A 22558-nucleotide genomic window follows, 5' to 3' on the forward strand; every position below is an offset into this window, starting at 1 on the left:
GTCGATTGACGTGAAAAACCGGGGCCGCTGATGCGGCCCCGGTTTTTTTGAATTTGTATCAGATTAGAGAATCTGGCTCAGGAAGAGTTTGGTGCGCTCGTGCGTTGGGGCGGTGAAGAAGTGCTCCGGCGTGCCCACCTCGATGAGCATGCCTTCGTCCATGAAGACGACGTGGTCCGCCACTTCACGCGCAAAACCCATCTCATGGGTCACGACCACCATGGTCATTCCTTCCTTTGCCAGCGTTTTCATGACATCCAGCACCTCCCCGATCATTTCCGGGTCCAGCGCCGAGGTCGGCTCGTCAAAGAGCATGACCTTGGGGTTCATGGCCAGTGAGCGTGCAATGGCGACACGCTGCTGCTGCCCCCCGGAAAGCTGACCGGGATGCACGTTGGCCTTGTCCCCGATGCCCACCTTCTTGAGCAGTTTCATACCGATCTCGTTGGCGTCCGAGTTTGATCGCTTCAGCACGGTGGTTTGCCCTATGGTCACGTTCTCCAGCACGGTTTTGTGCGGGAAGAGGTTGAACGACTGAAACACCATGCCCACGTCGGCGCGAATCTTGTTGATGTCGGTTTTGGGATCGAGGATGTCCACCCCGTCGATGAGGATTTCTCCGCGATCGGCGTATTCCAGCCGGTTCAGGCAACGCAGGAAGGTGCTTTTGCCGGAACCGGAGGGGCCGATGACCACGACCACATCGCCTTGCTTGACCGTGTAGGATACGTCCGAGAGCGCCTGCACCTCGTGGGGGACGTGGAACGTCTTGTAGATGTTCTTGACTTCGATCATCAGGAGACCGTCCTTCTTTCAAGGTACTGGACGAACATGGACAGCGCGAAGGTCATGGTCAGGTAGAGCACGCCGCAGACGAACCAGAGCTCGTAGGGCATGAGGCTTGAAGTGACGCCTTCGCGGGTGGCCTTGGTAAGCTCGCGAATGGCGATGATGCCAAGAAGCGACGAGTCCTTGATGAGGCTGATGAATTGCCCGGCCAGCGGCGGCAGGATGCGTTTGAAGGCCTGCGGCAGGATGATCTTGCGCATGGCCTGCGTCCGGGTCATTCCGAGCGATCTGGCGGCTTCCATCTGGCCCCGGTTCACGGACTGAATGCCCGCGCGCACGATTTCCGCCACATAGGCCCCCGCGAAGATGGCCAGCGAGGCAACACCGAACCACAGCGACGGAATCTCGGGGATGCCGTAGCGTATCAGCAGCGCGTTGATGAGTGTGCCGACCACGAAGTACCAGATCATTATCTGGACCAGCAGCGGCGTTCCTCGAATGATTTCGATGTAGGTTATGGCCAGCCATTTGAGGCACGGGTTCTCCGATATTCGTGCCAGCCCGGTGAAGAGACCCAGAAGGATGCCGAAGACGATGGCGATGGCGCTGACTTGTACGGTCAGCCATAAACCCACAAGGAGCAGGCCCACTCGCCACTCCTTGTACGAGCCGAGCACGTCGCCCATGTAAACGGTGTCTCCCTGCGTGACGAGCAGGGCGTTTGAAGGAACGTGGTACTGCTCGGACTGGCCGTCGCCTTCAACCACGATCACGGAGTCCTCGCCAGAGGGCTTGATGGAGGCTACTTCGCCCGGAATCTCTGACCGTATCTCGACGGTATCTTCAAAATAAAAATATTTGGGAACGCGGTTCCAGTGCCAGATGTAGTTGGCCTGTCTGGACGCCATATAGAACGAGGCGGCCACACCGATGATGATGAGGAAGAATACAGACTTCCACAATATGTGATAATACGGGCCCTTGCGTGCGGCCCGGCGCTTGCTGTCGGACATGGGTCGAACGGCCTCCGGTGGCGTGAGGCGGCCGGGAACCGCGTGGCGGTTCCCGGCCGTCGGCTTGCTCTATTACTTGAGTTCCTTGGACCAGTCGGTGCTGCCGAGCCACTTGCCGTAGATGCGGTCATAGCGGCCGTCGTTCTTGACCTGGCTCAGGAAGTTGTTCAGCCAGTTCAGGAAGTCGGGGTCACCCTTGTTGATGGCCCAGGCCAGAGGCTCGTAAGTGAAGGGCTGGTCGAGGAAGATGACCTTGCCCTTGCCCTGTTCCGCATACAGGAATGCGCAGTTGGGCAGGTCGTAGACATAGGCGTCGGCCTTGCCGTTCATCACTTCGAGGAAGGCCTCGGTTTCGGTCTCGAAAGACTTGTAGGTGCACTTGGGGATCATGCGCTTGACGGCCTGTTCGCCGGTGGTGCCGAGCTTGGAGGTCACGACGTACTTGGGATCGTTCAGGTCCTTGTACGATTCGACGTCCGCAGCGTGCTTCATGTTAAGCAGGATGGTCTGACCGACGACGATATACGGGTCGGCGAAGTTGATCTTCAGGTTGCGCTCCTGCGTGACGGTCATGCCGGACATGATGATATCGAACTTGTCGGACATGAGCGCCGGGATGATGCCGTCCCATGCGGTGTTCACCGGCACGAACTTGACACCCATGGCCTTGGCCATTTCCTTGGCCATGTCGATGTCGAAGCCAACGAAGTCGCCCTTTTTGTCGGTCATTTCAAAGGGTACGTAGCCTGCTTCGAAACCGACGCGCAGTTCGCCGCGGCTCAGAATCTTTTCAAGCGTGGATTGCTCCACGAACTGTTTGCGGACGTTGACGTTGTTGTTCGTCTGGGTCTGCTGCTGGGAGTTGCCCTGATTGCAGCCGAATGCGAACAGCAGGGTAAACAGGGCGATGGCCGCGGCCATCCAGGAATAGCGTTTCATGAGTCCTCCTTTCCACCGCATCATGCGGCCTCGGATGTCCCTTGGGACATCACGTCCTTCCTTTTTAATGATTTGTACACACTGCCTGACCGTCCTGCTCCGAGTGACCGGCTCAAAGCGGATTGCCGTACCAATTCAATAATATTTGCCTTCGGTTAGAATCTCGCTGACCAGCATTTCCACACGACAGTCAGGGCATTTCGGCACCTCTTCCATGGGCAGGTAGACTATCTGGGTGCTGCGGCACTTGGGACAGACAACTTCCACGGCTTCGGGCTGCTCCCGCTTTCTTTCACGTCCGGAATCGTCGGCCATGAAATCCCTCCTTTTAACGAGAAGTTGTACGGTAGCTTTGCGTTACGGAATTATCAAGATAAATCTACAAAAATGAGAAACAGTCACGTGGTTTTTGTTTGTATGTCTTGCTGATTGTCGAAAATGGAAAACTCCGAACAGATGTTGATTGATTTGGTTACAAAATCGTTGATGTCGGGGTTTGTTTTTGCGAAGTTTTGCTTCTTTGGGGTTTAATTTTACGTTTTGCAAAGCGCTGGCCGACCAGTGCTGGTGCCGAATGGGGGTGGTGGTATAAACCGTTCAGGTGTCTTGACCGGTCTTCAGGACCTGCTAATGTATGTTGTGACCCGTTGTATTCGTTGATAGGGTGCGGAAAAATCTCGGAGTGACTGCATGGCCGACGACATCAGGATTCTCGTTGTTGAAGACGACACCATAGCCAGCATGGACGTGCAGGCGGCGCTGGAACGCATAGGGTACCGCGTTGCGGCCACCACCTCGTCCGGTGAGGATGCTATCCGTCTTTGCGGGGAGCTGTCGCCTGACCTCGTGCTCATGGACGTCCGTCTTGAAGGCGAGATGGACGGCATTGAGGCCGCGTCGAAAATCGCCGAAGTATACGGGATTCCGGTCGTCTATCTGACTGTTTTTTCCGACAATGAAACCCTTGGGCGCGCCAAGACGTCCGGGCCTTACGGGTTCCTGCTCAAGCCGGTGGATGACCGCGACCTGCGTTCGGCCATCGAGGTTGCCATCTACAAGCATGGCATGGAGTTGGAAGTGCAGCGGGCTCGGCGCGAGGCCGACGCCGCCAACGAGGTCAAGACCTCCTTCCTCGCCACCATCAGTCACGAACTGCGCACGCCCATGAACGGCGTGCTCGGCATGACCGAGCTGCTGCTCATGTCCGACATTCCTGACGAGCACAAGGAGAGCGTCGGCCTCATCAAGCGGTCGGCCATGGACCTCCTGAAAGTGCTTAATCAGATTCTTGACTACTCCAAGCTCGAAGCGCGGATGCAGTCGCTTCGTGAGACCGAATTCAAGGTTGCGGATCTGCTGGAAAGCGTCTGCGAGCAGTTTCGGGGCATGGCCGAAGGCAAGGGTATCGAGCTTGTGAGTGTGGTGGATGACGATGTCCCTGCGCTGGTTCTGGGCGACTCCGGCAAGCTTCGGCAGGTGCTCAGAAATGTGGTGGAGAACGCCGTCAAGTTCACCAGCGAAGGGCGTGTCGAGGTTCGTGCCGCAATGCTTCCCCCTGAACAATACCATGGGAATCCGCCAGCATCCGGGCGAGTCAGGCTGAATTTTGCCGTTACCGACACGGGCTGCGGCATTCCCGAATCAAAGGTCGGCGGCATTTTCGAATGCTTTACGCAGGCCGATGACTACATGACCCGCAAGCAGGGCGGACTCGGACTTGGGCTGGCCATTTCCAAGCGCCTTGCCGCAATCCTTGGCGGGGATATCTGGACCGAGTCGGTGGAGGGCGAGGGAAGCGTCTTCCATATCACCGCCGACATGGAGCCGCGGGGCATCAAGCCCAAAGCGGATGCGACGGACGTGGACCATCTTCAGGGGCTTCGAGTTCTTATCGCCGACGACGACGTCATCAGCCAGACCTATATTTCCCGCGTGCTCGAAAAGCAGGGGTGCCGAGTCGAAGCCGTGGACGACGGCAGTATGGTTGTGCGCAGGCTCGCTGAGGAAGATTACGACCTCGTGCTCATGGATATCCAGATGCCGGAGATGGACGGCATCGAGGCCACCAAGACCATCCGTTCCGGCGGCGGTGCGGTGCGAAATCCGCATATCCCCATTGTGGCCCTGACCGCCCACGCCATGTGGGGCGACGAGCAACGCTGTCTGCATGCCGGGATGGACAACTACCTTGCCAAGCCCGCCGATCTTGAATCGCTTTCATCCGTTATTCACGCCACGCTGAACGCTGACAGGACCTGACGCATGTCCACCCAGAACAACAACTCCCAAGGTTCGTGGAGCATCTACTCCGCAACCCTGCTGGTACTGCTCGCCACAGCGCTGTACCTCGGCTATTCGCTTGTCGAGGCGTTTCTTCATTCGCTGCTGCTCTCGTGTGTGCTGGCAATCATGTCCTCGCCGGTCATGTACAAGGCGCTGGAGCTGACCGGCGGGCGTCGGAACTGGGCAGCCGTCCTGACCACCCTGACCATCGTGGTGGTGCTGCTCATCCCCATGGTTGTGGTCATCATCGCTCTTGTGAATCAGGGAATAGAGTCCGTGGCGGCCATCAACAAATGGATACGGGTCACGGATTTCGATCATCTGATGGCTTCCTCCGGCGTGCAGGGCGTGTTGCACTGGGTTCATGACAAGCTGCCGTTTCTCGATCTCAACGGCGTGGAAGTGCGGGACCGGGTTCTCGATTTTTCGCGCGATTTCGCCCAGACCATGCTCAGCTACAGCACGGTCTTCGTGCGAGACGCCTTCCGGTTGCTGCTACTCTTTCTGCTGATGGTCTTTGCGCTGTTCTACTTCCTGCGCGACGGCACCCAGATGGTCGAGTTCATCAAGCAGGTTTCCCCGCTGCGAACGCGACAGGAAGATTACATCATCGACAGCCTCAAGCGCGTGTCCCGTGGCGTGCTCATGGGCTGCCTGCTCGTGGCCGTCCTGCAGGGCCTTGTGGGCGGCGTGGGACTTGCCATCTGCGGCATCCCCGGCGTGTTTTGGGGCGCCATGACAGCGTTTTGCTCGCTGGTCCCGGTCGTCGGCACGGGCATCATCTGGGTTCCCGCGGCCATCTACCTGTTCATCACCGGCCAGTGGCAGTTGGGCGTCTTCCTGACGCTCTGGTTCTCGCTCATTGTTGTGAGCATCGACACCTTCCTTCGTCCGTATTTCATGCGCGAGGCCGCACAGGTCTCCACCTTCTACATCTTTCTCGCCATTCTCGGCGGCATCTCGGCCTTCGGCATGCTCGGCATTCTGTACGGCCCCCTGATTCTCAGTTTCCTGATGGTGATGCTGCAAATCTACACCGAAGAATATGGCGACTCCCTCAAAAAAAAGGAAAGCGACTGATTCATGCGACACGCGCTGCTGCTGACCGTTCTCCTGCTTCTCGTTTCCTGCGCCCCCAAGGAACCCGCTCCCCCCGCACCGCCTGAACCGCCCGAAGTCCAAGGGCCTCGGTTTGTCCGTGTGGATAATGTCGGGCCGGTGGTGCGTTCCCTGATGCCGCACCGGCAGGGGTTGGCCTCGTTTGAAGGACTCCGGCCCGCGCTGGAGCGAAGCCTTGCCTACGTCAAGGCTCGGCCTGCGGGCAACGCCGCCGCGCATTCAGCAGGGCTGCTGCTCACATGGAGCCAGCTTCGCGCAACGCTCGAGGACCTGCTGGCCGCGCTGCCCGAGCTGGATGCAGACCCCGGCCTGCTGGAGGAGCGGTTCGTGTGGTTCCGGCTTGATCCGGGAACGCTTTTAACCGGCTATTACGAGCCGCTCATTCGCGCCTCCAAAACGCGCTCTGCCGAGTATTTCTATCCGCTTTACGGCGTTCCGGACGACATGAAGACGCTGGAGCTCGGGCGGTTCCATCCTCGCTGGAAGGGCCAGCGGCTATTGTATCGTATGGAAGACGGCAAGGCCGTTCCGTACTTTGACCGCGAGGCCATTGACGGCGAAGGCGCGCTGGCAGGGCAGGGGCTTGAGATAGCCTGGCTTGCCGACCCCGTGGATGCCTTCTTCCTGCACATTCAGGGGTCCGGTCGGCTCGTCTACCCTGACGGCAGCATGGAACACGTGCTCTATGCGGGCAAGAACGGCCATCAGTACCGCTCGCTCGGCCGCATCCTCATCGACGACGGCAGGGTGCCGAAGGACGAGATGAGCATGAAGCGCATTCGTCGTTTTCTCGCCGAACACCCCGAGGAACGCGACGCCTACCTGTATCAAAACCCGAGCTACGTGTTCTTCCGGCTGCACGATGAAGGCCCGTACGGCAGCATCGGCAGGACGCTTACGCCGTTCGTGAGCATGGCCGTCGACCCCAAGACCATCCCGCTCGGCGCGCTGCTTGCGTTGGACACCGGACTGCCGGATGGCGACGGCACCGAGCCTTTTACGGGGGTGATGCTTGCGCAGGATACCGGCGGGGCCATCAAGGGCACCCGCTGTGACCTTTTCTGCGGCTTCGGACACAAGGCAAAATACCTTGCAGGACATTTGCAGCACGACGCCTCGGTATACCTGCTCGTGAGCAGACGTGTATTGCGGCAATGACAGCTTACGAGCGTTACACTCAGTTTCGGGCGGCTTCTTCGGAGGCCGCCTTTTTCGTGCGGAAAACCTTGTGCCCGGAGTGTAAGGTTTTTCGGAATTTGTGTGGAAAAACGTAACAATTCCGGTTTTTCCGGACTCCGTAACTCAAGCGAATCCAACGGGTTTTGACATGGAATACATCTTGCTTTTCTGTGAAATGAGTGAAGAGAGCGGCAAGGCAACAGGCACGGCAGCGTGCCGTTTCGGCTGTCGGGGCGCAGCATCTCCGGCAGCCGGATTGCCAGCCGTTTTCGGAAACGTGGAGCGAGGAGGCGCTTATGGAGTGACGGCCGAGGTCCCTTCTTCCGGATGCCCTTTCCGGAGTCCGAGCAGGTGTCACGGCACAGGTCGGAGAACTGCCCGGTTTTTTTCGACCAGCGGACAGCCCGGATGCTTCTCGGAACGGCGTGCATCTTCTTCCTGAAGAGACGCGTTTACATAAACCCTCTCACCATCCTTCCCTCTAATGGTCACCCTTTCTTCCGCCTGAGAAGGGGTGGCCGCTTCTTTTGTATGCCTGCTGTGTCAGCCTTGTCGAATAATCTTACAGTGTCATCAGGAAGATGATTTCATGTAACTATTTTTAATTAAAGCATTAAATTTTTTGTGCAGGTCCTGTTTGGGCGAAGTTGTCGATATGCTTTGCAAAGGCAGCTTGGAGCTGATGGTCGCTTGGTCTTTTTGTGCCATGAAAACAATATCTTGCATGTTTGGTCCGATGGTTGCTTAAAGCTCGGCATCAAACATTTTTCACCAACGAGGAACATTATGAATAGAGCCATCACCTGCATTTTTGCCGTACTGATCTGGACCTGCACGCTTCCGGTTGCCGCAAGCGCGTTCGTCGTGGACTGGGATTACACGCTGGACTACGGCTTTACTTCCTGGACCATAGATGAAGGCGGATCTTCAGCGCTGCCGATTCTCGCCGAAGATCCGGTCACGCTGGCCGGTGACTCCGGGTACAGGCAGCTCACCTGGGGCGATCCTGTCAATGATGACGCTCGCAGCTCCATCTGGTTTGAGCGCAAGGTCGGTACTGCGCAGACCAACGGACCCATCGTGGACGTGATAAACATGTTCCACGACAACTATCCCATCTGGAGCACCAGCGATATCCTTACCGGCGGCGTTGTTCGCTCGGTGCTGACGCTGTCGCCTTCCGGTTCCGCGGACGAGGAATCCTTTACCACCACGTTCGACTTTTTCTTCTGGGAAACCCTGAATGACGGATCGTATCAGGATGACATCTTCCTGGTGGCGAGTATCGCGGACGCCGAATTCGACTTCCTCTATGACGGAATCGAATACATGGTGTCCTTCCTGCCTTCCTTCGATCTGGTTCCGACCGAGAACCTTGTTGATAACAACATCCCCTGGCAGGGACCCGCATTCGGCTGGACCACCGTGGAAGAACAGCGCAACGAGGAGCACACCAAGTTCCAGGTGACTGCTGCCCCGGTGCCCGAGCCGTCCACCTTCATAGTCTTCGGCATCGGACTGCTTTCACTGATCGCCCTGCGCAGGCGCAGCCGGTCCTAAACAGATTCCGCTTGAAAAGCCCCGGCAGGATTTCTGCCGGGGCTTTTATTGTTTGTGAAGAGAGCAAAACCGTTTAGACCGACTGTTCTTTTTGCAATTTTCAATTGTTTGTTTGATTGTGTCCTGTTGGTTACGTCTTGATGTGTTCACAAAATATAATGGACTTAGAATGAATCCGTTGTTAAATGGTAAAATAGACGAAATTGCTTCAAGGACAGGGATGCACTTTCCATTGTTAAATACTGTAAATCGCATCTGTTGAGATTTCCATCTGTTTCTAGTGGGTTTATTGTTGTCGGATTACTTTACAGTGCGGCAGTATGTGATCCGGATTGCCTGACTGTCGTGGTCGAAAAGGTTTGCATGTCGGCCGGATGTTCAGGTGGCATGGCTGGTGTCTATGCAACTATGTTAAAGCGGCGACCGGGGCTTGGTCCCTAAGGGCGGGTTGTCGCTTCTCTGGGGGATTTGTGGGAAAAATACTCATCGTGGACGATGATCCCATCATCGGTCGGCAGGTATCCCATTGGTGCGAAGCCATGGGGCACGAATGCCGTAGCGTCGCTCATCTCCGGGCTGCGCTGAACTCCATGTCCCGATGGACACCGGACATCGTTTTTCTTGACGTTCAGTTGCCTGAAGGGGATGGCATTGAACACATTCCGGATATTTTCGACCGCCATCCAAGCGTCTCCATTGTCGTGCTCAGCGGGTGCGCCGAAGGGGGATGTATCGAAAAAGCCTTTGATGCCGGGGCCGTGGATTACATGGTCAAGCCGGTGGAAAAGGAGCGTCTCAAAGCCGTTGTCGGCAATCTTCTGAAGATGCAGGAAAAGACGGTCGAAAAAGCGGCCGCTGTTGATCGCTGCGGTATCGTCGGTGAAAGCGGCCCGCTTGAGCGCTGCATAGAGCAGATGGCACTCGCCGCCCACAGTGAAGGAAACGTTGTCATTACCGGCGAGACCGGGACTGGGAAAGAGCTCTTTGCCCGCGCCCTGCACAAGAACAGCACCCGGGCCGGAAACCGTTATGTTGTGGTGGACTGCACCAATCTCCCGGACACGCTGGCCGAGAGCCTGCTCTTCGGGCACTCACGAGGCGCGTTTACCGGCGCGGACCGCTCCAAGAAAGGGCTTTTCGAGATGGCCCATAACGGCACGCTCTTTCTGGATGAGGTTGGCGATCTCTCCATGAGTGTCCAGAAATCACTTCTGCGCGTTTTGCAGGAGAAGTCCTTCAGGCCGCTGAGTTCCGCCGACGAGGTCCACGTGGATTTCCGACTGGTCGCGGCCACCAACTGCGATCTCGCCGCCATGGTTGAGGCGGGCACCTTCCGTCGCGACCTCTATTATCGCTTGAACATGTTCTCCATCGACCTGCCGCCGCTCAGGGAACGCAATGGCGACCTTGAGCTGCTTGCGCGCCACTACGTGGACGTCCTTTGCCGTGACGCGGGCCGGGAGCCCCTCAAGGTCGGTTCACGTTTTCTGGGCGCACTGCACAAGTATGACTGGCCCGGCAATGTGCGCGAGTTTCTCAACGTCATTCGCGTCTCCGTGTTCAAGGCAATGTTCGAGGACAAGCTGAATTATTTCCACCTGCCCCAAAACATAAGAATGCGCACGGTCATGGCCGAGGCCGAGGATAAAGGCAACAACGGCGGGAAAGTCAGGCAGGGAAGCAATGACATTTCCCTGCCCATGCCTGATGAGTTGCCGGACCTCAAACAGTACCGGCGTGACATCATCGACAGGATGGAAGTCGAATACCTGCATCATCTCGTGGCGCTGTGCGATAAATCCGTCAAGCGCGCCTGTGATATATCCGGGCTCTCCAGAACCCGGTTGTATGAACTGCTCAGTAAGCACAGCATTTCGCTGCGTCCTTGAGGGCGCAGTATATTTCTAACAGGGACATAACTCTAAGGATTATGGAAAAAGACTTTACAATAAATCAGTTGATTGACATCGCCCTCCAGAATGTGGAGGAGAAGGACCGCGCCGGAGCCGTCGAGGTATTGCGCATTATGCGGGAGACATTCGGTTCGGACAAGTTGAACGAATCGAACGACAGGCGTCAGGGCGTGCGCTACGAGATGCACCAGAGCGCGGTTATCCAGATTGTCTGCTCGGATGGCGATGTCGTCTGCCTGCCTGCCGTCATTCGCAACATTTCCTTCTCGGGGTTAATGCTTGAGATTCAGGACAAGGGTCACGTCTATGCGGGCATGGTCGATTCCATCGTCCACTTCAGTGTGCTGTTCGTTATTCCCGGAAGAGACGAGCCCGTTGCCATTGATTGCCAGCCCAAACGCATGGAGCTGAGCAGGCAGGTTCGCGTGGGCGCGGAGTTCACGTCGTGCCCGGTAGGGATTCCTTTAATGTAGGCTCTTCACGCTTCAACCGCTTCTGGAAGAACATTCTTGAGTCCGAGACATCCAGAAGCTCCTTGAATTCGGTCCCGTCCTCCGGATAGATGGCAATGCCTATGGATGCGCCCATGCGCATTGTCTCGCCGTTTATATCCATGGGTTTTGCCACGGCCTCCAACAGCTTGTCCGCCACCTGCTCCGCACTTTCGCGGTTGGTGATCTGCGGAAAGATGAAAACGAATTCGTCTCCCCCAAAACGTCCCACCGTGTCCGTTTCCCGGATGGTGGTCTTGAGCCGCTTGCCGACTTCGTTGAGCAGTATGTCGCCGCTGGAGTGGCCAAAGGTGTCGTTGACCTCCTTGAAGCCGTCCAGATCCATCATCATGATGGCGAGGTGGGTCTTTTCGCGTTGGGCCTTGTGCAGTTCGGTCTGGAACCGTTCCTTGAAGAGGGAGCGGTTCGGCAGGTTTGTCAGGCTGTCATAGTAGGCAAGCCGCTGCATCTTGCGCTGGGCATTGTACTGGTCCGTGACATCCTGAACGGCGATGACATATCCCGCTTCCTTGCCTTCGATACGCACGGCGTTGATCTTGAACTGGAGCTTCTGCTGTTCGTTTCCCTTCTTCTTCCATGCGCTGAGGGTCTGCTCCTCGCCGGACTTGGAGCGTTCGATGCTGGTGAGCATCTTGTGAACCGAGATGTTGCAGGCTTCCGAAACCATGGAGATGTCGGTGCCTATCCTGATCTCCGGCGGGTCGCCGAGCATGTGGTGCAGCGTATTGTTGAAATAGACGACGCGCAGATGTTCGGTCAGGCCGAGAATGCCGGTATTCATGGACGTTCCCACCACGATGTCCAGAAAGGCGTTTTCGTGCAGCCCGGACTCTCCGTTGCCGTTGCTCGCCGGTATGCTGGCCCCCTGTGACTTCACCCAAAGGGCGTTCACGATATCGGTGAGGGCTATGGTGCCGACCGGCAGTTCGCCGATGAGCACAACGGCTTGCTCCGAGTCGTTGCGGATGCATTCCATGTATGCGTCCTGTAGCGAGGTGGTCGGCTTGACCGCTGGCACAGGGCGGGCCACGTTCATGGCCTTCATGTGCCAGATGTCGCACCCCCACGAAACCAGTCGCTGACGGTCTTGTTGTCGACCACGCCGAGCACCTTGGGGCCGTCGCTGATGATGACGCTGGTCTCTCGCGTTTCCTGAATGCGGCGGTGAATTTCGTAGAGCGAGCAGTCCGGGTCGTCGATAACCACGGCGTTTTGCCGCATGACCCGTCCGACCCTCGGGATGCCCTTGAGAAAGCTCTCGGTCATGAGGTGCTTGATGTGCACCCAGCCGAGCGGCTTGATGTTGTCGGTAACAACGAACAGATTCGGCAGACTGTCCGGATTTACCGGACTGCCCCCCGCGAGCAGGGTCTCCTCTATGTTGTCACGAAGTTGTACCACCTTGGCTTTCGGCAGCAGAGCGTCTTCGAGATTGAGCGGCGTACCCTTTAGAATGTTGCTGGCGAGGATGGTGGCCGAAAGGCTCTTGAACCCTCCGTTACCGCTTGGAAAGGGCAGATGGCAGGCGTTGAAGATGCGAAACATCGAAAAAATCTTGACGATGTCAATGTTGCTGATCGCCTTCGGCATGGGCCGCAGCGTTATGTCTTGAAATGTCGTGAGCATCGTGGTGATTGTTTCATTTTTTCTTCGCATGCTGTCCGTCTTGGTATGCTAATAGCAATTACCATGACAACAATTCGTAACTGAACGTTCGCAGATAGATATAAGAAACGGCATCGGTACAGGCTTTTTCGTTGAGGCCGGTTTGCAAGCCATGGAGGGTACAGGTGAAAGTCTGCTTTGACATCAACCACTCGGAATACTTTGCTTTGAAAGAAGTTGCCCAGATGAACAACCGGACGCCGGTGGAACATGCGAAGACCATTGTTCTCGATACGATTCGTTCAATGGGCCAGTGTATGGAGCAAAGTTGCAGCGAGCGACGGGCATATAAACGCTTCGAGTTGTCAATTTCTGCCGTATCCTGTGTAAGCTTTCCCGACAGGGTGGTTCGAAGCATTCCCGTAACCGTCAACGACATCTCCCAAGGGGGCATGCGCGTCACCTTCAACGGTGTAAAAAGCGAAGATGCACGGCGGCTGTCCGAGGTGTCGTATTTTGAAGTCGTATTTACAATTCCTGAAACATATCAAACGGTTTCCTTTTATTGCAAGAAACGGTGGAGCAACCATGACAACGGGGTGAGCATGGGGGGCGGTTTCGAGTCGGTGGATGCTTCGCTGCTGGAAATGCTGTCGAAGCACATTGGTGCCGAACAAAGCATGTGATCAAGGAGTGGAGCGATGGATATGGCAGCCAGAGAAGCGAAGGTCGAGAAGCAGTCGCAACGGGGAATCGAACGTCGGCGCACCATCCGCATACGCCGCTCCGCGCTCATCCGCGATAATCTGGACGACATCGACCGTCCAAGCATGAAGATCGCCGAAACGCTGGAGGAACTGGAGCAGGCTTTCAGGATCGTCTACCGCGAGTACCGGGCGGCAGGGTACGTCAAGGACTCGGATCCGCACCAGATGCTCTACAGTGTCTACAGCCTGCTCCCCACGGCATCCGTTTTCGTGTTCAAGAGTTATCTCGACGTTATTTCAACCATGAGTCTGTATAAGGACACCCGGGTTTTCGGATTGCCCATGGACGCCGTGTATAAGCCGGAACTCGATGAACTGCGCGCGCAAGGGCACAGGGTTGCGGAAATCGGGGCATTGGCCACCCCAAAGAACCGGCGCTGGGCCAACCTGGTGGTTTATCTTGCCAAGGCGCTTTTCCATTACGCGCATCTGGTGGATGTGGATTACGCCTGCATCATGGTTAACCCCAAGCACGTTCGGTTCTACAAGGAAATATTTCTGTTCGAGGAGATGGCGGAGGAGCGCATGTACGAGGCCGTCGGTGCGCCCGCCGTGGCTCTCTACGCCAATGTCCACACCTATGACCAGCGGATGCTGGATGCATACGGTGGTGAGGATTTCGAGACCGACCTGCTATCGTTCTTCGTCAAGATGAAGAACTCAATCATGGATCCGAGCCTGACCTATCCGGTGGACAACGACAAGCCCCTTGACCAGTCCATCATCTGCTCGCTGCTGGAAAAGCGGCCGACCATTCTCGAAGGGCTGACAGAGGAACAGATTCAGGTTCTGACCTATCTCTATCCCGAAGCCGTGCGCTGCGCCAAGGCGCCCCGGCACTGAGCCGGACGGGGTTTCGGATGAACACCACCGAATTCATGCGGCAACTGGCGGCCCGGGGGCTTTCCCGCAAGGCCGACTATCACGCTGCGGCTTTCTCCCGGAACATCGGGCTGCTTTCGGCCAACGAGCAGGACCGGCTCATGCGCCGCCGCGTGGGTATCCCCGGCATGGGCGGCGTGGGCGGAAGCCACCTCATGTCGATGGTACGTGCCGGTATCGGGGCGTTCAGCATCGCGGACATGGACGCGTACAACCCGGTGAACGTCAATCGCCAGTATGGTGCGGCTTCCAGCTCCTTCGGCCGGGATAAACTCGAAACCATGGCCAAGTCCGCTCTGGACGCGAATCCCCATCTCGACCTCAGGACATTTCCCGAGGGCGTGACCCGCGACAACGTGGACGAATTCCTCGACGACGTGGACATCGTGCTCGACGGCCTTGATTTTTTCGTCTTCGAGGTGCGCCGGATGGTCTTCATCCGTGCGCTGGAGCGTGGCATTCCGGTCATCACCGCCGGTCCCATGGGCTTCAGTGTCGCCATGCTGGTCTTCATGCCGGGCGGCATGGGCTTTGACGAGTATTTCGACATTCGGGAAGATGATTCCAGAACGGACAGGCTCCTGAAGTTCGCGCTGGGACTCTCGCCGAGGGCCTTGCAGGCCGGGTATACGGACCTGAACACCGTGGATCTCGAAGGCGGGCGCGGCCCGTCGTCCGGGCTGGCCTGCCAGCTCTGTTCCGCGTTGGCCACCATGGAGGCCCTGCGGATTCTGCTGGGCCGAGGCGGCGTCAAGGCCATTCCCCGTTACCTGCAGTTCGACGCCTGCCGCCGCAAGCTGGTGCGCGGGAAGCTGCGCCGGGGCAACCGGGCCGCGACCCAGCGGTTCAAGCTGTGGTTCTTCAAGAATTTCCTGCTCAAGCCCCGTGTCCCGGCCGTGGATATCCCCAGTCCGCCGGTTCACGGCAGCGCAGACGAGCAACTCGATTTCATGATCCGGGCCGGAATACGCGCCCCTTCCGGCGACAATGTTCAGCCGTGGCGATTCCATAAGGACTGGCCCGGGCTGGACCTTATGGTGGATCGCGCGGCCGACCAGAGCTTTTTCAATGTGGAACAGTCCGCGTCCATCATGGCCTGCGGCGCTGCGCTGGAGAATATTCTGATAGCAGCACGCGCCTGTGGCCGGGACATTTCCGTGGAACGGTTCCCGGATGGCTCGGACAAGGACCTTCTGGCCCGGCTCGGCGTGGCACAAGCACCGGTTCCCGATGACGACTCCTTTCTCGATGCGGTCTGGCTTCGCGACACCAATCGCAAGCATTTCAAGCGCACTTCTGTTACACAGGGCATCTGGGAGAGCATCGCCGAGTCCCTTGAGGACATTCCCGGCGTACGCCTGCGGTGGTGCGACTCCAGAGAGTCCGTGGGTGCCTTTGCCCGCGCTGTCGGACTGGTTGACATCATCCGCTCCGAGAACCGCTCCCTGCACGAGCATCTCGCTGCCATGATCCGGTTCACCCCAGAAGAGGCCGAGACGACGCGTGACGGTTTGCCGCTTCGCAATCTTGAAGCGGGCAAGCCCGGGGAAGTGTTCCTCAAGGCCACCAGATCGTGGTCTGTGATGCGCGTTGCAAACGCGTTTCGCATGAGCCGGGCCGTGGCCGCGCACTCGGCTGCCGGAATCCGTCATTCTGGCGGTGTCGGCTGCATCGTGGCGGATGAGGCCGGGCCGGAAGGATTTCTCGCGGCCGGGCAGGCGCTCCAGCGAGCGTGGCTGCGGTTTGCCCACTACGGCATCCAGTTCCAGCCTGCTGCGGCTCCGGCTCTGTTCAGGCTGCGCCAGCTCCTTCTCGGAGACGGCTCGTTTCGCAACGCGGACCACATCCTTTTGCTTCAGAAGGCGTGGCCTCTGGTGGAACAGGCGTTTCCCGGCTTCATGACCGAAGTGCCAATGATGTTCTTCCGCGTTGGCTACGGGCCTGCAATTCGGTTCGGTACCTACCGCAGGCCGCTTTCCGGGTTCATGGTCTAGCGTTCTCGCATCCAGCAAACAAGACTTCCCCCGTGACCGTGCGTTGCGGGGGAATTTTCATGTGCAGCTTGTTGCGAGAGGGCACAAGAAAGGGAGCCTTTCCGGAGAAAGGCTCCCTGATGTATCTATTGCCGATGAGGAATTGAGGGGCGGTTTACCTCTGGAACCGGCGGCGGAAGCCGAGGAGTCCGAGGAGTCCGAGTCCGAGGATCACGAAGGTGCTCGGTTCGGGGGTCGCGACCACTGCGGGGTCGGAGATGTCGATGGCCCAGGGGACGTCCGTGCTGGAGTTCAGGGAGACGTCTGCTTCGCCGTAGATGGCCACATCGTAGTCGAAGCGTACTTCTTCAGGGTCGTTGACCAGGATGTCGCCCCAGGGTGCGTCACCGTAGGTTTCGAAGCCGAAGAGGTTGGTGCCGATCAGGTTGGATCCGTCGCTGCCCAGGATGCTGTACCAGTAGGTGTCTTCCCAGTCGAGGGTCATGGTCGCCCACGGGGTGCCGTCCACGTAGGTGGAGATGTCGCCGGGGGCGGAGTTCTTGGCGCCATCGTAGAAGTACTTCATGACCGCGTCGTTGGTCAGCTCGTCAGCCGTGAAGGTGTTGCCTACGATGCTTCCCAGCGCTGCGTCGTTCCAGGTGATGGTGCTGCCGCTGACGCTGTAGAAATTATACATGGCGTTGGTTTCCGCGAGGGAGCGGAAGGTGAGCAGCGGGCCGTCCTGCTGCTGCGTGTACTGGACAACGCCTGCGAAGAAGCCTGTCAGCTCTTCGTCCGGCTGGGGCACGACAACGCCGGGGCCGTCCGTGATTTCGCTGAGGCGGATGATGCCGTAGACGATGTCGCCGTTGTCAAGCTGGTTGGTGTCGCTTTGCGGAGCGGTGATGTCATACCCGATGATGTTTTCAAATCCCGAGTAATGGAAGATCGTCTTGCCACCGGCAAGGATCGGCGCTGCGGTAGCGGCGACTGCGGTGAAAGCCAAGAGGGCCAGGGTAACTGTCAGGGTTCTGATAAAACGCATGGTCAATTCCTCCGATTGTTTTTCTCTCTACTAAGCAACCGGTGTGCCAAAGTTTAAAACCCTATCATTCTAATACTTTAAGTGCGTGTTGGGGGCCTGAATTCGGACTATGTGTAAATACCCTCGACATATATTCGATAGGGTTTACATCACCAGAAGTGCCATTGGCGGGTGACAAGGACATGCGCGGCCAGAGCGGCGTTGCAGACCGCGTGGCAGAGCACGCACTGTGCAAGACTGCCGCTGAATCTGTACACGAGGTTGAAGGCTGCTCCGGCGATCATCCCGGCAAGCCAGTAGTGATGCTCAAGCCCGAACAGCACGGTGGTGGCGGCAAAGGAGAAAAGGGTGAACGTGCCGGGCCGAACCGAGAGAAAGTCGTTTTTGACCAGATAGCGACACAGGAAGGAACGCCAGAAGACTTCCTCCATGATCGGTACCACGAGGGCCGCGCCGAGGACCCGGATGACGATGAGAGTCGTCTGTGCGGCGGGGGAGTGAAAAACTGCCGGATCATACGAGGTCTGCTCACCCATGGTGGCGAACGGCAGGTCGAGATTGACCCATAGCACATACACCGCAATGGCGGTTGCCACGCTTGTGGCCGTGTGAACGGGACGCAAAAGTTCCCGCCAGTTCAGATCCGTGTAGAGGCGGTAGCACCAGACCAGCGCGATGGCCGTGGCTGCGGCCTTGGCGGGATAGAGCATGGCGGTGAAGCGCGGCGTGACGAGGTCCGGGGCGGCCATCTCGACCAGTTCCACCAGCAGCAGGAACGACATGTATACGGCAAAGGGCGCGACCCTTGCCGCAAGAGGGGAGGGCTGGGTGATGCTCATGGTATCGAATTCCCCGAAATCTGTTGTGCCGCGCCGGTCCTGATGAGCACGTCCCCGGTTATCCCGGTGATGAGTCCGGCGGAGTCCTTGAGCGAGACGATCACCTCAAGCACCTTGGTGTCCACCTTGTCGCCGGGCGTGTCCGTGGGCAGGAGCTTCCGGCCGGTCATATGGCTGAGTCGCGTGACCGTTCCCTTGAACTCCCTGTCCGGAAATGCGTCGCAGACGAACAGGGCCTCCTGCCCCTTTTTCACCCGCACGGCATAGTCTTCGTCCACCTCGGCCCGCACGTTCAGGGCCTCTTCATTGCCTACGGTCAGCACCGGGGCCTCGAAGAATATCGATACGTTCTCCCCGGCCTTGCGGTGCGTTCTGAGCACGGTGCCGTCGATGGGCGAGCGCAGGACGGTCTTTTCCAACTCCTCGACCATTTCCCGGGCCGTGTGCCGTGCGGCGTCGTATTCTGCGTAGCTGGAGGCGATGTCCTCCTTGCGGGACTGGTTCTGGGCGATGAGGTGCTGCTGTTCGGCTTCCTCATATTGTTTCTCGGCCACGCGGTAGTCCTTGATGGCCCTGTCCACCTCTTCCTTGGCGATGAGGTTCTTGCTGAGAAGCTCCTGACGCCGAACCATTTCGCGCTTGAGGTTCTTCATGACGGTTTCGGCCCGCTTGACCGCAGCCCATGCCGAGCTTTTCTCTTCCTTTCGGGCACCGGCAACCAGCTTCTGGTACTGGGCCAGCTTGGCCTGCTCCTGAGCCTTGGCCGCTTCAAGCCGCGCCCTGCGGTCCCCGGCCCTCAGGGATGCCACCTGCTGTCCGGCGGTGACCGGGTCGCCCTCAAGCACTTCCACCGTGGCGATGACCCCGCTTATCTCAAAGGCGAGGTTTCGCTCCTCGGAGGAGGGCTCCACCCGCCCGTAGGCCGCAATCCATTCGTTTTCGGTTTGCAGCCGGGCCAGTGAGACATAGGTCTTTGTGGCGTTCTCCGGCGAAGGCAGTCTGTCCGCGAGCCATTTGGGGGCGCGCAGGCTGACCGCTGCCACTCCGGCGGCAACGAGGATCATGAGAAGAATCAGACGCTTCATGGATGTGCCCCTTCGCGTTGATGTTCAGGCCCTTCGGCGGGGTGTAACTCGCCGTCCTCGATGTTCATGACTTCGTCGGCGAACTCCAGCGTTCTGGCGTCGTGGGTGACGATCACCAGCGAGCGGGTCCCGTCCCTGACCAGCGAGGCCATGAGTTCCATGACCCGCCTGCCGTTTTCCGAGTCGAGGGCCGCCGTGGGTTCGTCCGCGAGGATGACTTTGGGACCGCCTGCAAGGGCGCGGGCAATGGCCACGCGCTGCTTCTGGCCGCCGCTTAGGGTCTTCGGGTAGGCGTTCACCTTGTCCGAGAGGCCCACGTCGTCAAGGACCTTGAGCGCGCCCCGCCTTGCCTCTGGCTTGTCGAAGCCCCGCAGGTGCATGGCCACGAGCACGTTTTCCAGCACCGTCAGGGTGGAGAAGAGGTTGTACTCCTGAAAGATGAAGCCGAGGTGCTTGAGCCTGACCTTGGAAAGCTTGCTTCCCGGAAGGTCCGTGACCACCTCGTCGGCAATGGTCACGGTCCCGGAAGTGGGACTGAGGATACAGCCCATGATGGAGAGCAGGGTGGTCTTGCCGCTGCCCGAAGGTCCCATGAGTAGCAGAACCTTGCCGAGTTTGATGTCCAGATCCACGCCGCGCAGGGCGAACTCCCGGTGCGGCTCCGGGCCGAAGGCTTGGTGATGCCCTTGAGCGATATGACGGGTTTTTGTGTCATGCGATCACCTTCCTTGAAGACCAGCGCCGGGTCGAGGGTCATGACCTTTCTGATGGAGATGAGCGACGAGGTGACGCACATTATCAGGGTCAGGAAGAACATCATCACCGCCACCTGCGGCGGCACGATGATGGCCATGGCCGCGAAGCTGCTGATGCTGACGGCCAGATACGAGATGGACATGCCGAACCCGTAGCCGAGCACAGCGCTGAGCGCTGCCTGTGCGATGAGAATTTTGCATATATAGGAATTGGGCGCGCCCATGGCCTTGAGCGTGGCAAACTCCGGCAGGTGGTCGAGGGTGGTGGCGTAGAGCGTCTGGGCCACAATGACCGTGCCGACCACGAGGCCGAGAAATGCCGCCATCAGAATGCTGGTTCCCGCCCCGGTGTTGAACATCCAGTAGTCGCGGGTCTTCTGGCTGAAGTCGCGCGTTGTGTAAGCGTCCACGTTGTCCACGTTCTTGAGGAGCATGTCGCGCAGGGCTTCGGGCGCAACCCCGTCTTCGCCCCTGACCAGCACGTAGGTGAACTCGCGGTCGCGCAGGTGGGAGAAGCGGTGCGCGGTTTCGTATTCGGCAAACACGAAGGGGGAAGTGGTGAAGGAGCGGATGCCACGCGTCAGGCCCACCACACGGGCCTTGCGGCTGTTGATCTCGATCTGCTCGCCCAGTTTTTCGATGCCGAGCTTGTCCATGTAGAGCTGGTCGGCGATGACGCTGTCGGACAGGTCGAGCATTTTGGCCGAACCGCTCACGAATCCCCAGGGCCCGCCCATGCCCTTGTCCGGCTCGTAGCCGATGATCTCGATGGACTCCTGGCCCTTGTCCGGTTTTTTCCAGTCCGCGAACTGGATGATGAAGCGCGAGGCGGTCTTCACGCCCGGCGTGGAGATGACCTTGTAGTATTTTTCCTGCGTGAGCGGCAGGGCGATGTCGAAGTTCTTGACGCCGGGCGACGTGACCCACACATCGGCCCGCGAGTTGTCGATGACAGCGGATATGGTGTGGGTGAAGCCGATGAACAGCCCGATCTGAATGGTGATGAGCACCACCGCGAACACCACGCCCGTCAGGGTGACGACGAGTCGCACCTTGTCGTGAAGCAGGTTCTGTCTTGCGATGGTGAGGATCATGGGCGACCTGCGTCAAGCCTGCTGGAGATACCAGATGGCGGCGCGCCGCAGCCCTTCGTCCACTCCGATGTCCGGTTTGTAGCCGAGCAGTGTTCCGGCCTTGCCGATGTCCGCCAGCGAGTGGCGGATGTCCCCTGCCCGGAAGTCCCGGTAGAGCGGCTCGATGCTGTTGGCCTCCGGCGCAGTGTTGGCGACAATGCTGCGGATGCTTCGGAACAGTTCGTTCAGGGTCGTTCTTGTGCCGAGGGCCACGTTGTAGACCTGACCGCGCGCATCGGGGTTCTCGGTGGTGGCGGCCAGCAGGTTGGCCTGTACCGTGTTGTCCACGTAGCAGAAGTCGCGGCTCGTCTCGCCGTCGCCGTTTATTTCCGGCTGCTGACCGTGAACCAGCGCGGAGAACCACTTGGGGATAACGGCGGCATACGCGCCCTGCGGGTCCTGCCGGGGACCAAAGACGTTGAAGTAGCGAAGGCCGATGCAGGAGAAGTCGTAACAGGTGCGGAATACGTCCGCGTATAGTTCATTAACGTATTTGGTCAGGGCGTACGGGGAGAGAGGGCGGCCGACGCTCTCCTCGCGCTTGGGCAGGGTCGGGTCGTCGCCGTATGTTGCGCTGGAGGCTGCGTACACAAAGCTCTTCACCCCGGCATCGCGCGATGCATGAGCATGTTCAGAAAGCCGTTTATGTTGTTTTCGTTGGCCTGCGCCGGGTCGTCTATGGAGTGGGGCACACTGCCGAGCGCAGCCTGATGCAGGACGTAGTCCGCGCCTTCCACGCACTCGCTGCACGTCTCGATGTTGCGTATGTCACCGTGAATAAAGGTAAATTTATCCCACTGTCCGGGTTTTACGGATTCTCTGACATCGTCGAGGTTTTCCGTGTGGCCGGTGGACAGGTTGTCCAGCCCCACCACCTGCTGGTCCAGTTCAAGAAGCGTCTGGACAAGGTGCGAGCCGATGAAGCCCGCTGCTCCCGTCACTACCCATTTTCGGTTCGTTTCCTGAATGGACCGGTACAAGTCGTTGATCGCGATATCCTGCATGGCTGCTCCTCCTGCGCCTGAGAGTTTCCTGCAAAAAAGCAAGAAGTGTGACAGCCTGATGTGCGTTTCTATTGTTCTGAAATGTTGTGATAAAAATCGTATTATTGTTGAAGCCTGTATGTGTTTGGCCCGACCATGATGGCAAATGGCATCTGTGCAGCGC

General features: G+C 58.3%; 20 protein-coding genes and 1 pseudogene. 9 read left to right on the plus strand and 12 right to left on the minus strand.

What is annotated here, in order from left to right; all coding sequences use genetic code 11:
* Positions 1-63: 63 nt before the first annotated feature.
* From JCM12178_RS06265 to JCM12178_RS06280, 4 genes are all read right to left on the minus strand, one after another.
* Positions 64-795, minus strand: coding sequence for an amino acid ABC transporter ATP-binding protein (locus JCM12178_RS06265; protein ID WP_054649733.1), 732 nt, complete (start codon positions 793-795; stop codon positions 64-66).
* Positions 795-1802 carry an amino acid ABC transporter permease gene (locus JCM12178_RS06270; protein ID WP_054649735.1) on the minus strand — a complete coding sequence of 336 codons (1008 nt, stop codon included), beginning with the start codon at positions 1800-1802 and terminating at the stop codon, positions 795-797. Before JCM12178_RS06270 ends, JCM12178_RS06265 begins: the two co-directional genes overlap by 1 nt.
* Before the next feature lie 72 nt (positions 1803-1874).
* Positions 1875-2741 (minus strand): transporter substrate-binding domain-containing protein, encoded by an 867-nt coding sequence (locus JCM12178_RS06275; protein WP_157054801.1) that lies wholly within the window; start codon positions 2739-2741, stop codon positions 1875-1877.
* A 135-nt stretch (positions 2742-2876) separates the two neighbouring features.
* Positions 2877-3056 carry a hypothetical protein gene (locus tag JCM12178_RS06280; protein WP_054649737.1) on the minus strand — a complete coding sequence of 60 codons (180 nt, stop codon included), beginning with the start codon at positions 3054-3056 and terminating at the stop codon, positions 2877-2879.
* A gap of 375 nt (positions 3057-3431) precedes the next feature.
* On the opposite strand from JCM12178_RS06280, the gene JCM12178_RS06285 reads away from it, so the two are divergent.
* The 6 genes from JCM12178_RS06285 to JCM12178_RS06310 all read left to right on the plus strand — a co-directional run bounded on the left by JCM12178_RS06285 (position 3432) and on the right by JCM12178_RS06310 (position 11268).
* Positions 3432-5000 (plus strand): hybrid sensor histidine kinase/response regulator, encoded by a 1569-nt coding sequence (locus tag JCM12178_RS06285; protein WP_054649739.1) that lies wholly within the window; start codon positions 3432-3434, stop codon positions 4998-5000.
* A gap of 3 nt (positions 5001-5003) precedes the next feature.
* Entirely contained in the window at positions 5004-6104 is a 1101-nt protein-coding gene (locus JCM12178_RS06290; RefSeq protein ID WP_054649741.1) for an AI-2E family transporter, read from the plus strand.
* Positions 6105-6107: 3 nt separating this feature from the next.
* Complete coding sequence (gene mltA / locus JCM12178_RS06295) at positions 6108-7301, plus strand: murein transglycosylase A (RefSeq protein WP_054649743.1); 1194 nt, start codon at positions 6108-6110, stop codon at positions 7299-7301.
* Between the two features lie 807 nt (positions 7302-8108).
* A complete protein-coding gene (locus JCM12178_RS06300; RefSeq protein ID WP_054649745.1) occupies positions 8109-8882 on the plus strand; it encodes a THxN family PEP-CTERM protein in 774 nt (257 codons plus the stop codon).
* Between the two features lie 470 nt (positions 8883-9352).
* Entirely contained in the window at positions 9353-10771 is a 1419-nt protein-coding gene (locus tag JCM12178_RS06305; protein ID WP_054649747.1) for a sigma-54-dependent transcriptional regulator, read from the plus strand.
* A 68-nt stretch (positions 10772-10839) separates the two neighbouring features.
* Positions 10840-11268, plus strand: coding sequence for a hypothetical protein (locus tag JCM12178_RS06310; protein ID WP_157054803.1), 429 nt, complete (start codon positions 10840-10842; stop codon positions 11266-11268).
* Here JCM12178_RS06310 and JCM12178_RS06315 read toward each other — a convergent pair.
* Both JCM12178_RS06315 and JCM12178_RS06320 read right to left on the minus strand, forming a co-directional pair.
* Entirely contained in the window at positions 11234-12352 is a 1119-nt protein-coding gene (locus JCM12178_RS06315; RefSeq protein WP_054649751.1) for a sensor domain-containing diguanylate cyclase, read from the minus strand. The two genes, JCM12178_RS06310 and JCM12178_RS06315, sit on opposite strands and share 35 nt — an antisense overlap.
* On the minus strand, positions 12349-12963 hold the full coding sequence (locus tag JCM12178_RS06320; protein WP_054649753.1) for a DUF294 nucleotidyltransferase-like/CBS domain-containing protein: 615 nt from the start codon (positions 12961-12963) through the stop codon (positions 12349-12351). The genes JCM12178_RS06315 and JCM12178_RS06320 overlap by 4 nt, the downstream gene beginning before the upstream one ends.
* A 134-nt stretch (positions 12964-13097) precedes the next feature.
* Between JCM12178_RS06320 and JCM12178_RS06325 the strand changes: the two genes are divergently transcribed.
* The 3 genes from JCM12178_RS06325 to JCM12178_RS06335 are packed head-to-tail and all read left to right on the plus strand — an operon-like array spanning position 13098 to position 16555.
* Complete coding sequence (locus tag JCM12178_RS06325) at positions 13098-13598, plus strand: PilZ domain-containing protein (protein WP_054649755.1); 501 nt, start codon at positions 13098-13100, stop codon at positions 13596-13598.
* 21 nt (positions 13599-13619) lie between these two features.
* On the plus strand, positions 13620-14522 hold the full coding sequence (locus JCM12178_RS06330; protein WP_245628651.1) for an N-acyl amino acid synthase FeeM domain-containing protein: 903 nt from the start codon (positions 13620-13622) through the stop codon (positions 14520-14522).
* Between the two features lie 17 nt (positions 14523-14539).
* A complete protein-coding gene (locus JCM12178_RS06335; RefSeq protein WP_054649759.1) occupies positions 14540-16555 on the plus strand; it encodes a ThiF family adenylyltransferase in 2016 nt (671 codons plus the stop codon).
* 154 nt (positions 16556-16709) lie between these two features.
* Here JCM12178_RS06335 and JCM12178_RS18945 read toward each other — a convergent pair whose 3' ends face one another.
* From JCM12178_RS18945 to JCM12178_RS06365, 6 genes and pseudogenes are all read right to left on the minus strand, one after another.
* Complete coding sequence (locus JCM12178_RS18945) at positions 16710-17579, minus strand: PEP-CTERM sorting domain-containing protein (protein WP_054649761.1); 870 nt, start codon at positions 17577-17579, stop codon at positions 16710-16712.
* A gap of 149 nt (positions 17580-17728) precedes the next feature.
* Complete coding sequence (locus JCM12178_RS06345; protein WP_054649763.1) at positions 17729-18418, minus strand: CAAX prenyl protease-related protein; 690 nt, start codon at positions 18416-18418, stop codon at positions 17729-17731.
* Positions 18415-19503, minus strand: a complete 1089-nt coding sequence (locus JCM12178_RS06350) for an HlyD family secretion protein (RefSeq protein WP_054649765.1) — start codon at positions 19501-19503, stop codon at positions 18415-18417. The genes JCM12178_RS06345 and JCM12178_RS06350 overlap by 4 nt, the downstream gene beginning before the upstream one ends.
* Entirely contained in the window at positions 19500-20135 is a 636-nt protein-coding gene (locus JCM12178_RS06355) for an ABC transporter ATP-binding protein (RefSeq protein ID WP_245628652.1), read from the minus strand. Before JCM12178_RS06355 ends, JCM12178_RS06350 begins: the two co-directional genes overlap by 4 nt.
* Entirely contained in the window at positions 20018-21352 is a 1335-nt protein-coding gene (locus tag JCM12178_RS06360) for an ABC transporter permease (RefSeq protein WP_245628653.1), read from the minus strand. Before JCM12178_RS06360 ends, JCM12178_RS06355 begins: the two co-directional genes overlap by 118 nt.
* 12 nt (positions 21353-21364) lie before the next feature.
* A pseudogene (locus tag JCM12178_RS06365) lies at positions 21365-22395 on the minus strand (SDR family oxidoreductase).
* Positions 22396-22558: the final 163 nt, after the last annotated feature.

Origin of the sequence: Salidesulfovibrio brasiliensis JCM 12178 (assembly GCF_001311825.1) — a bacterium.
Lineage (GTDB): Bacteria > Desulfobacterota > Desulfovibrionia > Desulfovibrionales > Desulfovibrionaceae > Pseudodesulfovibrio > Pseudodesulfovibrio brasiliensis.

Bases quoted from the DNA above. Each gene is read 5' to 3' on its own strand.
- JCM12178_RS06265 (WP_054649733.1), bottom strand. From the start codon at position 795: ATGATCGAAGTCAAGAACATCTACAAGACGTTCCACGTCCCCCACGAG.
- JCM12178_RS06270 (WP_054649735.1), bottom strand. From the start codon at position 1,802: ATGTCCGACAGCAAGCGCCGGGCCGCACGCAAGGGCCCGTATTATCAC.
- JCM12178_RS06275 (WP_157054801.1), bottom strand. From the start codon at position 2,741: ATGAAACGCTATTCCTGGATGGCCGCGGCCATCGCCCTGTTTACCCTG.
- JCM12178_RS06280 (WP_054649737.1), bottom strand. From the start codon at position 3,056: ATGGCCGACGATTCCGGACGTGAAAGAAAGCGGGAGCAGCCCGAAGCC.
- JCM12178_RS06285 (WP_054649739.1), top strand. From the start codon at position 3,432: ATGGCCGACGACATCAGGATTCTCGTTGTTGAAGACGACACCATAGCC.
- JCM12178_RS06290 (WP_054649741.1), top strand. From the start codon at position 5,004: ATGTCCACCCAGAACAACAACTCCCAAGGTTCGTGGAGCATCTACTCC.
- mltA (WP_054649743.1), top strand. From the start codon at position 6,108: ATGCGACACGCGCTGCTGCTGACCGTTCTCCTGCTTCTCGTTTCCTGC.
- JCM12178_RS06300 (WP_054649745.1), top strand. From the start codon at position 8,109: ATGAATAGAGCCATCACCTGCATTTTTGCCGTACTGATCTGGACCTGC.
- JCM12178_RS06315 (WP_054649751.1), bottom strand. From the start codon at position 12,352: ATGAAGGCCATGAACGTGGCCCGCCCTGTGCCAGCGGTCAAGCCGACC.
- JCM12178_RS06320 (WP_054649753.1), bottom strand. From the start codon at position 12,963: ATGCGAAGAAAAAATGAAACAATCACCACGATGCTCACGACATTTCAA.
- JCM12178_RS06330 (WP_245628651.1), top strand. From the start codon at position 13,620: ATGGCAGCCAGAGAAGCGAAGGTCGAGAAGCAGTCGCAACGGGGAATC.
- JCM12178_RS06335 (WP_054649759.1), top strand. From the start codon at position 14,540: ATGAACACCACCGAATTCATGCGGCAACTGGCGGCCCGGGGGCTTTCC.
- JCM12178_RS18945 (WP_054649761.1), bottom strand. From the start codon at position 17,579: ATGCGTTTTATCAGAACCCTGACAGTTACCCTGGCCCTCTTGGCTTTC.
- JCM12178_RS06345 (WP_054649763.1), bottom strand. From the start codon at position 18,418: ATGAGCATCACCCAGCCCTCCCCTCTTGCGGCAAGGGTCGCGCCCTTT.
- JCM12178_RS06350 (WP_054649765.1), bottom strand. From the start codon at position 19,503: ATGAAGCGTCTGATTCTTCTCATGATCCTCGTTGCCGCCGGAGTGGCA.
- JCM12178_RS06360 (WP_245628653.1), bottom strand. From the start codon at position 21,352: ATGATCCTCACCATCGCAAGACAGAACCTGCTTCACGACAAGGTGCGA.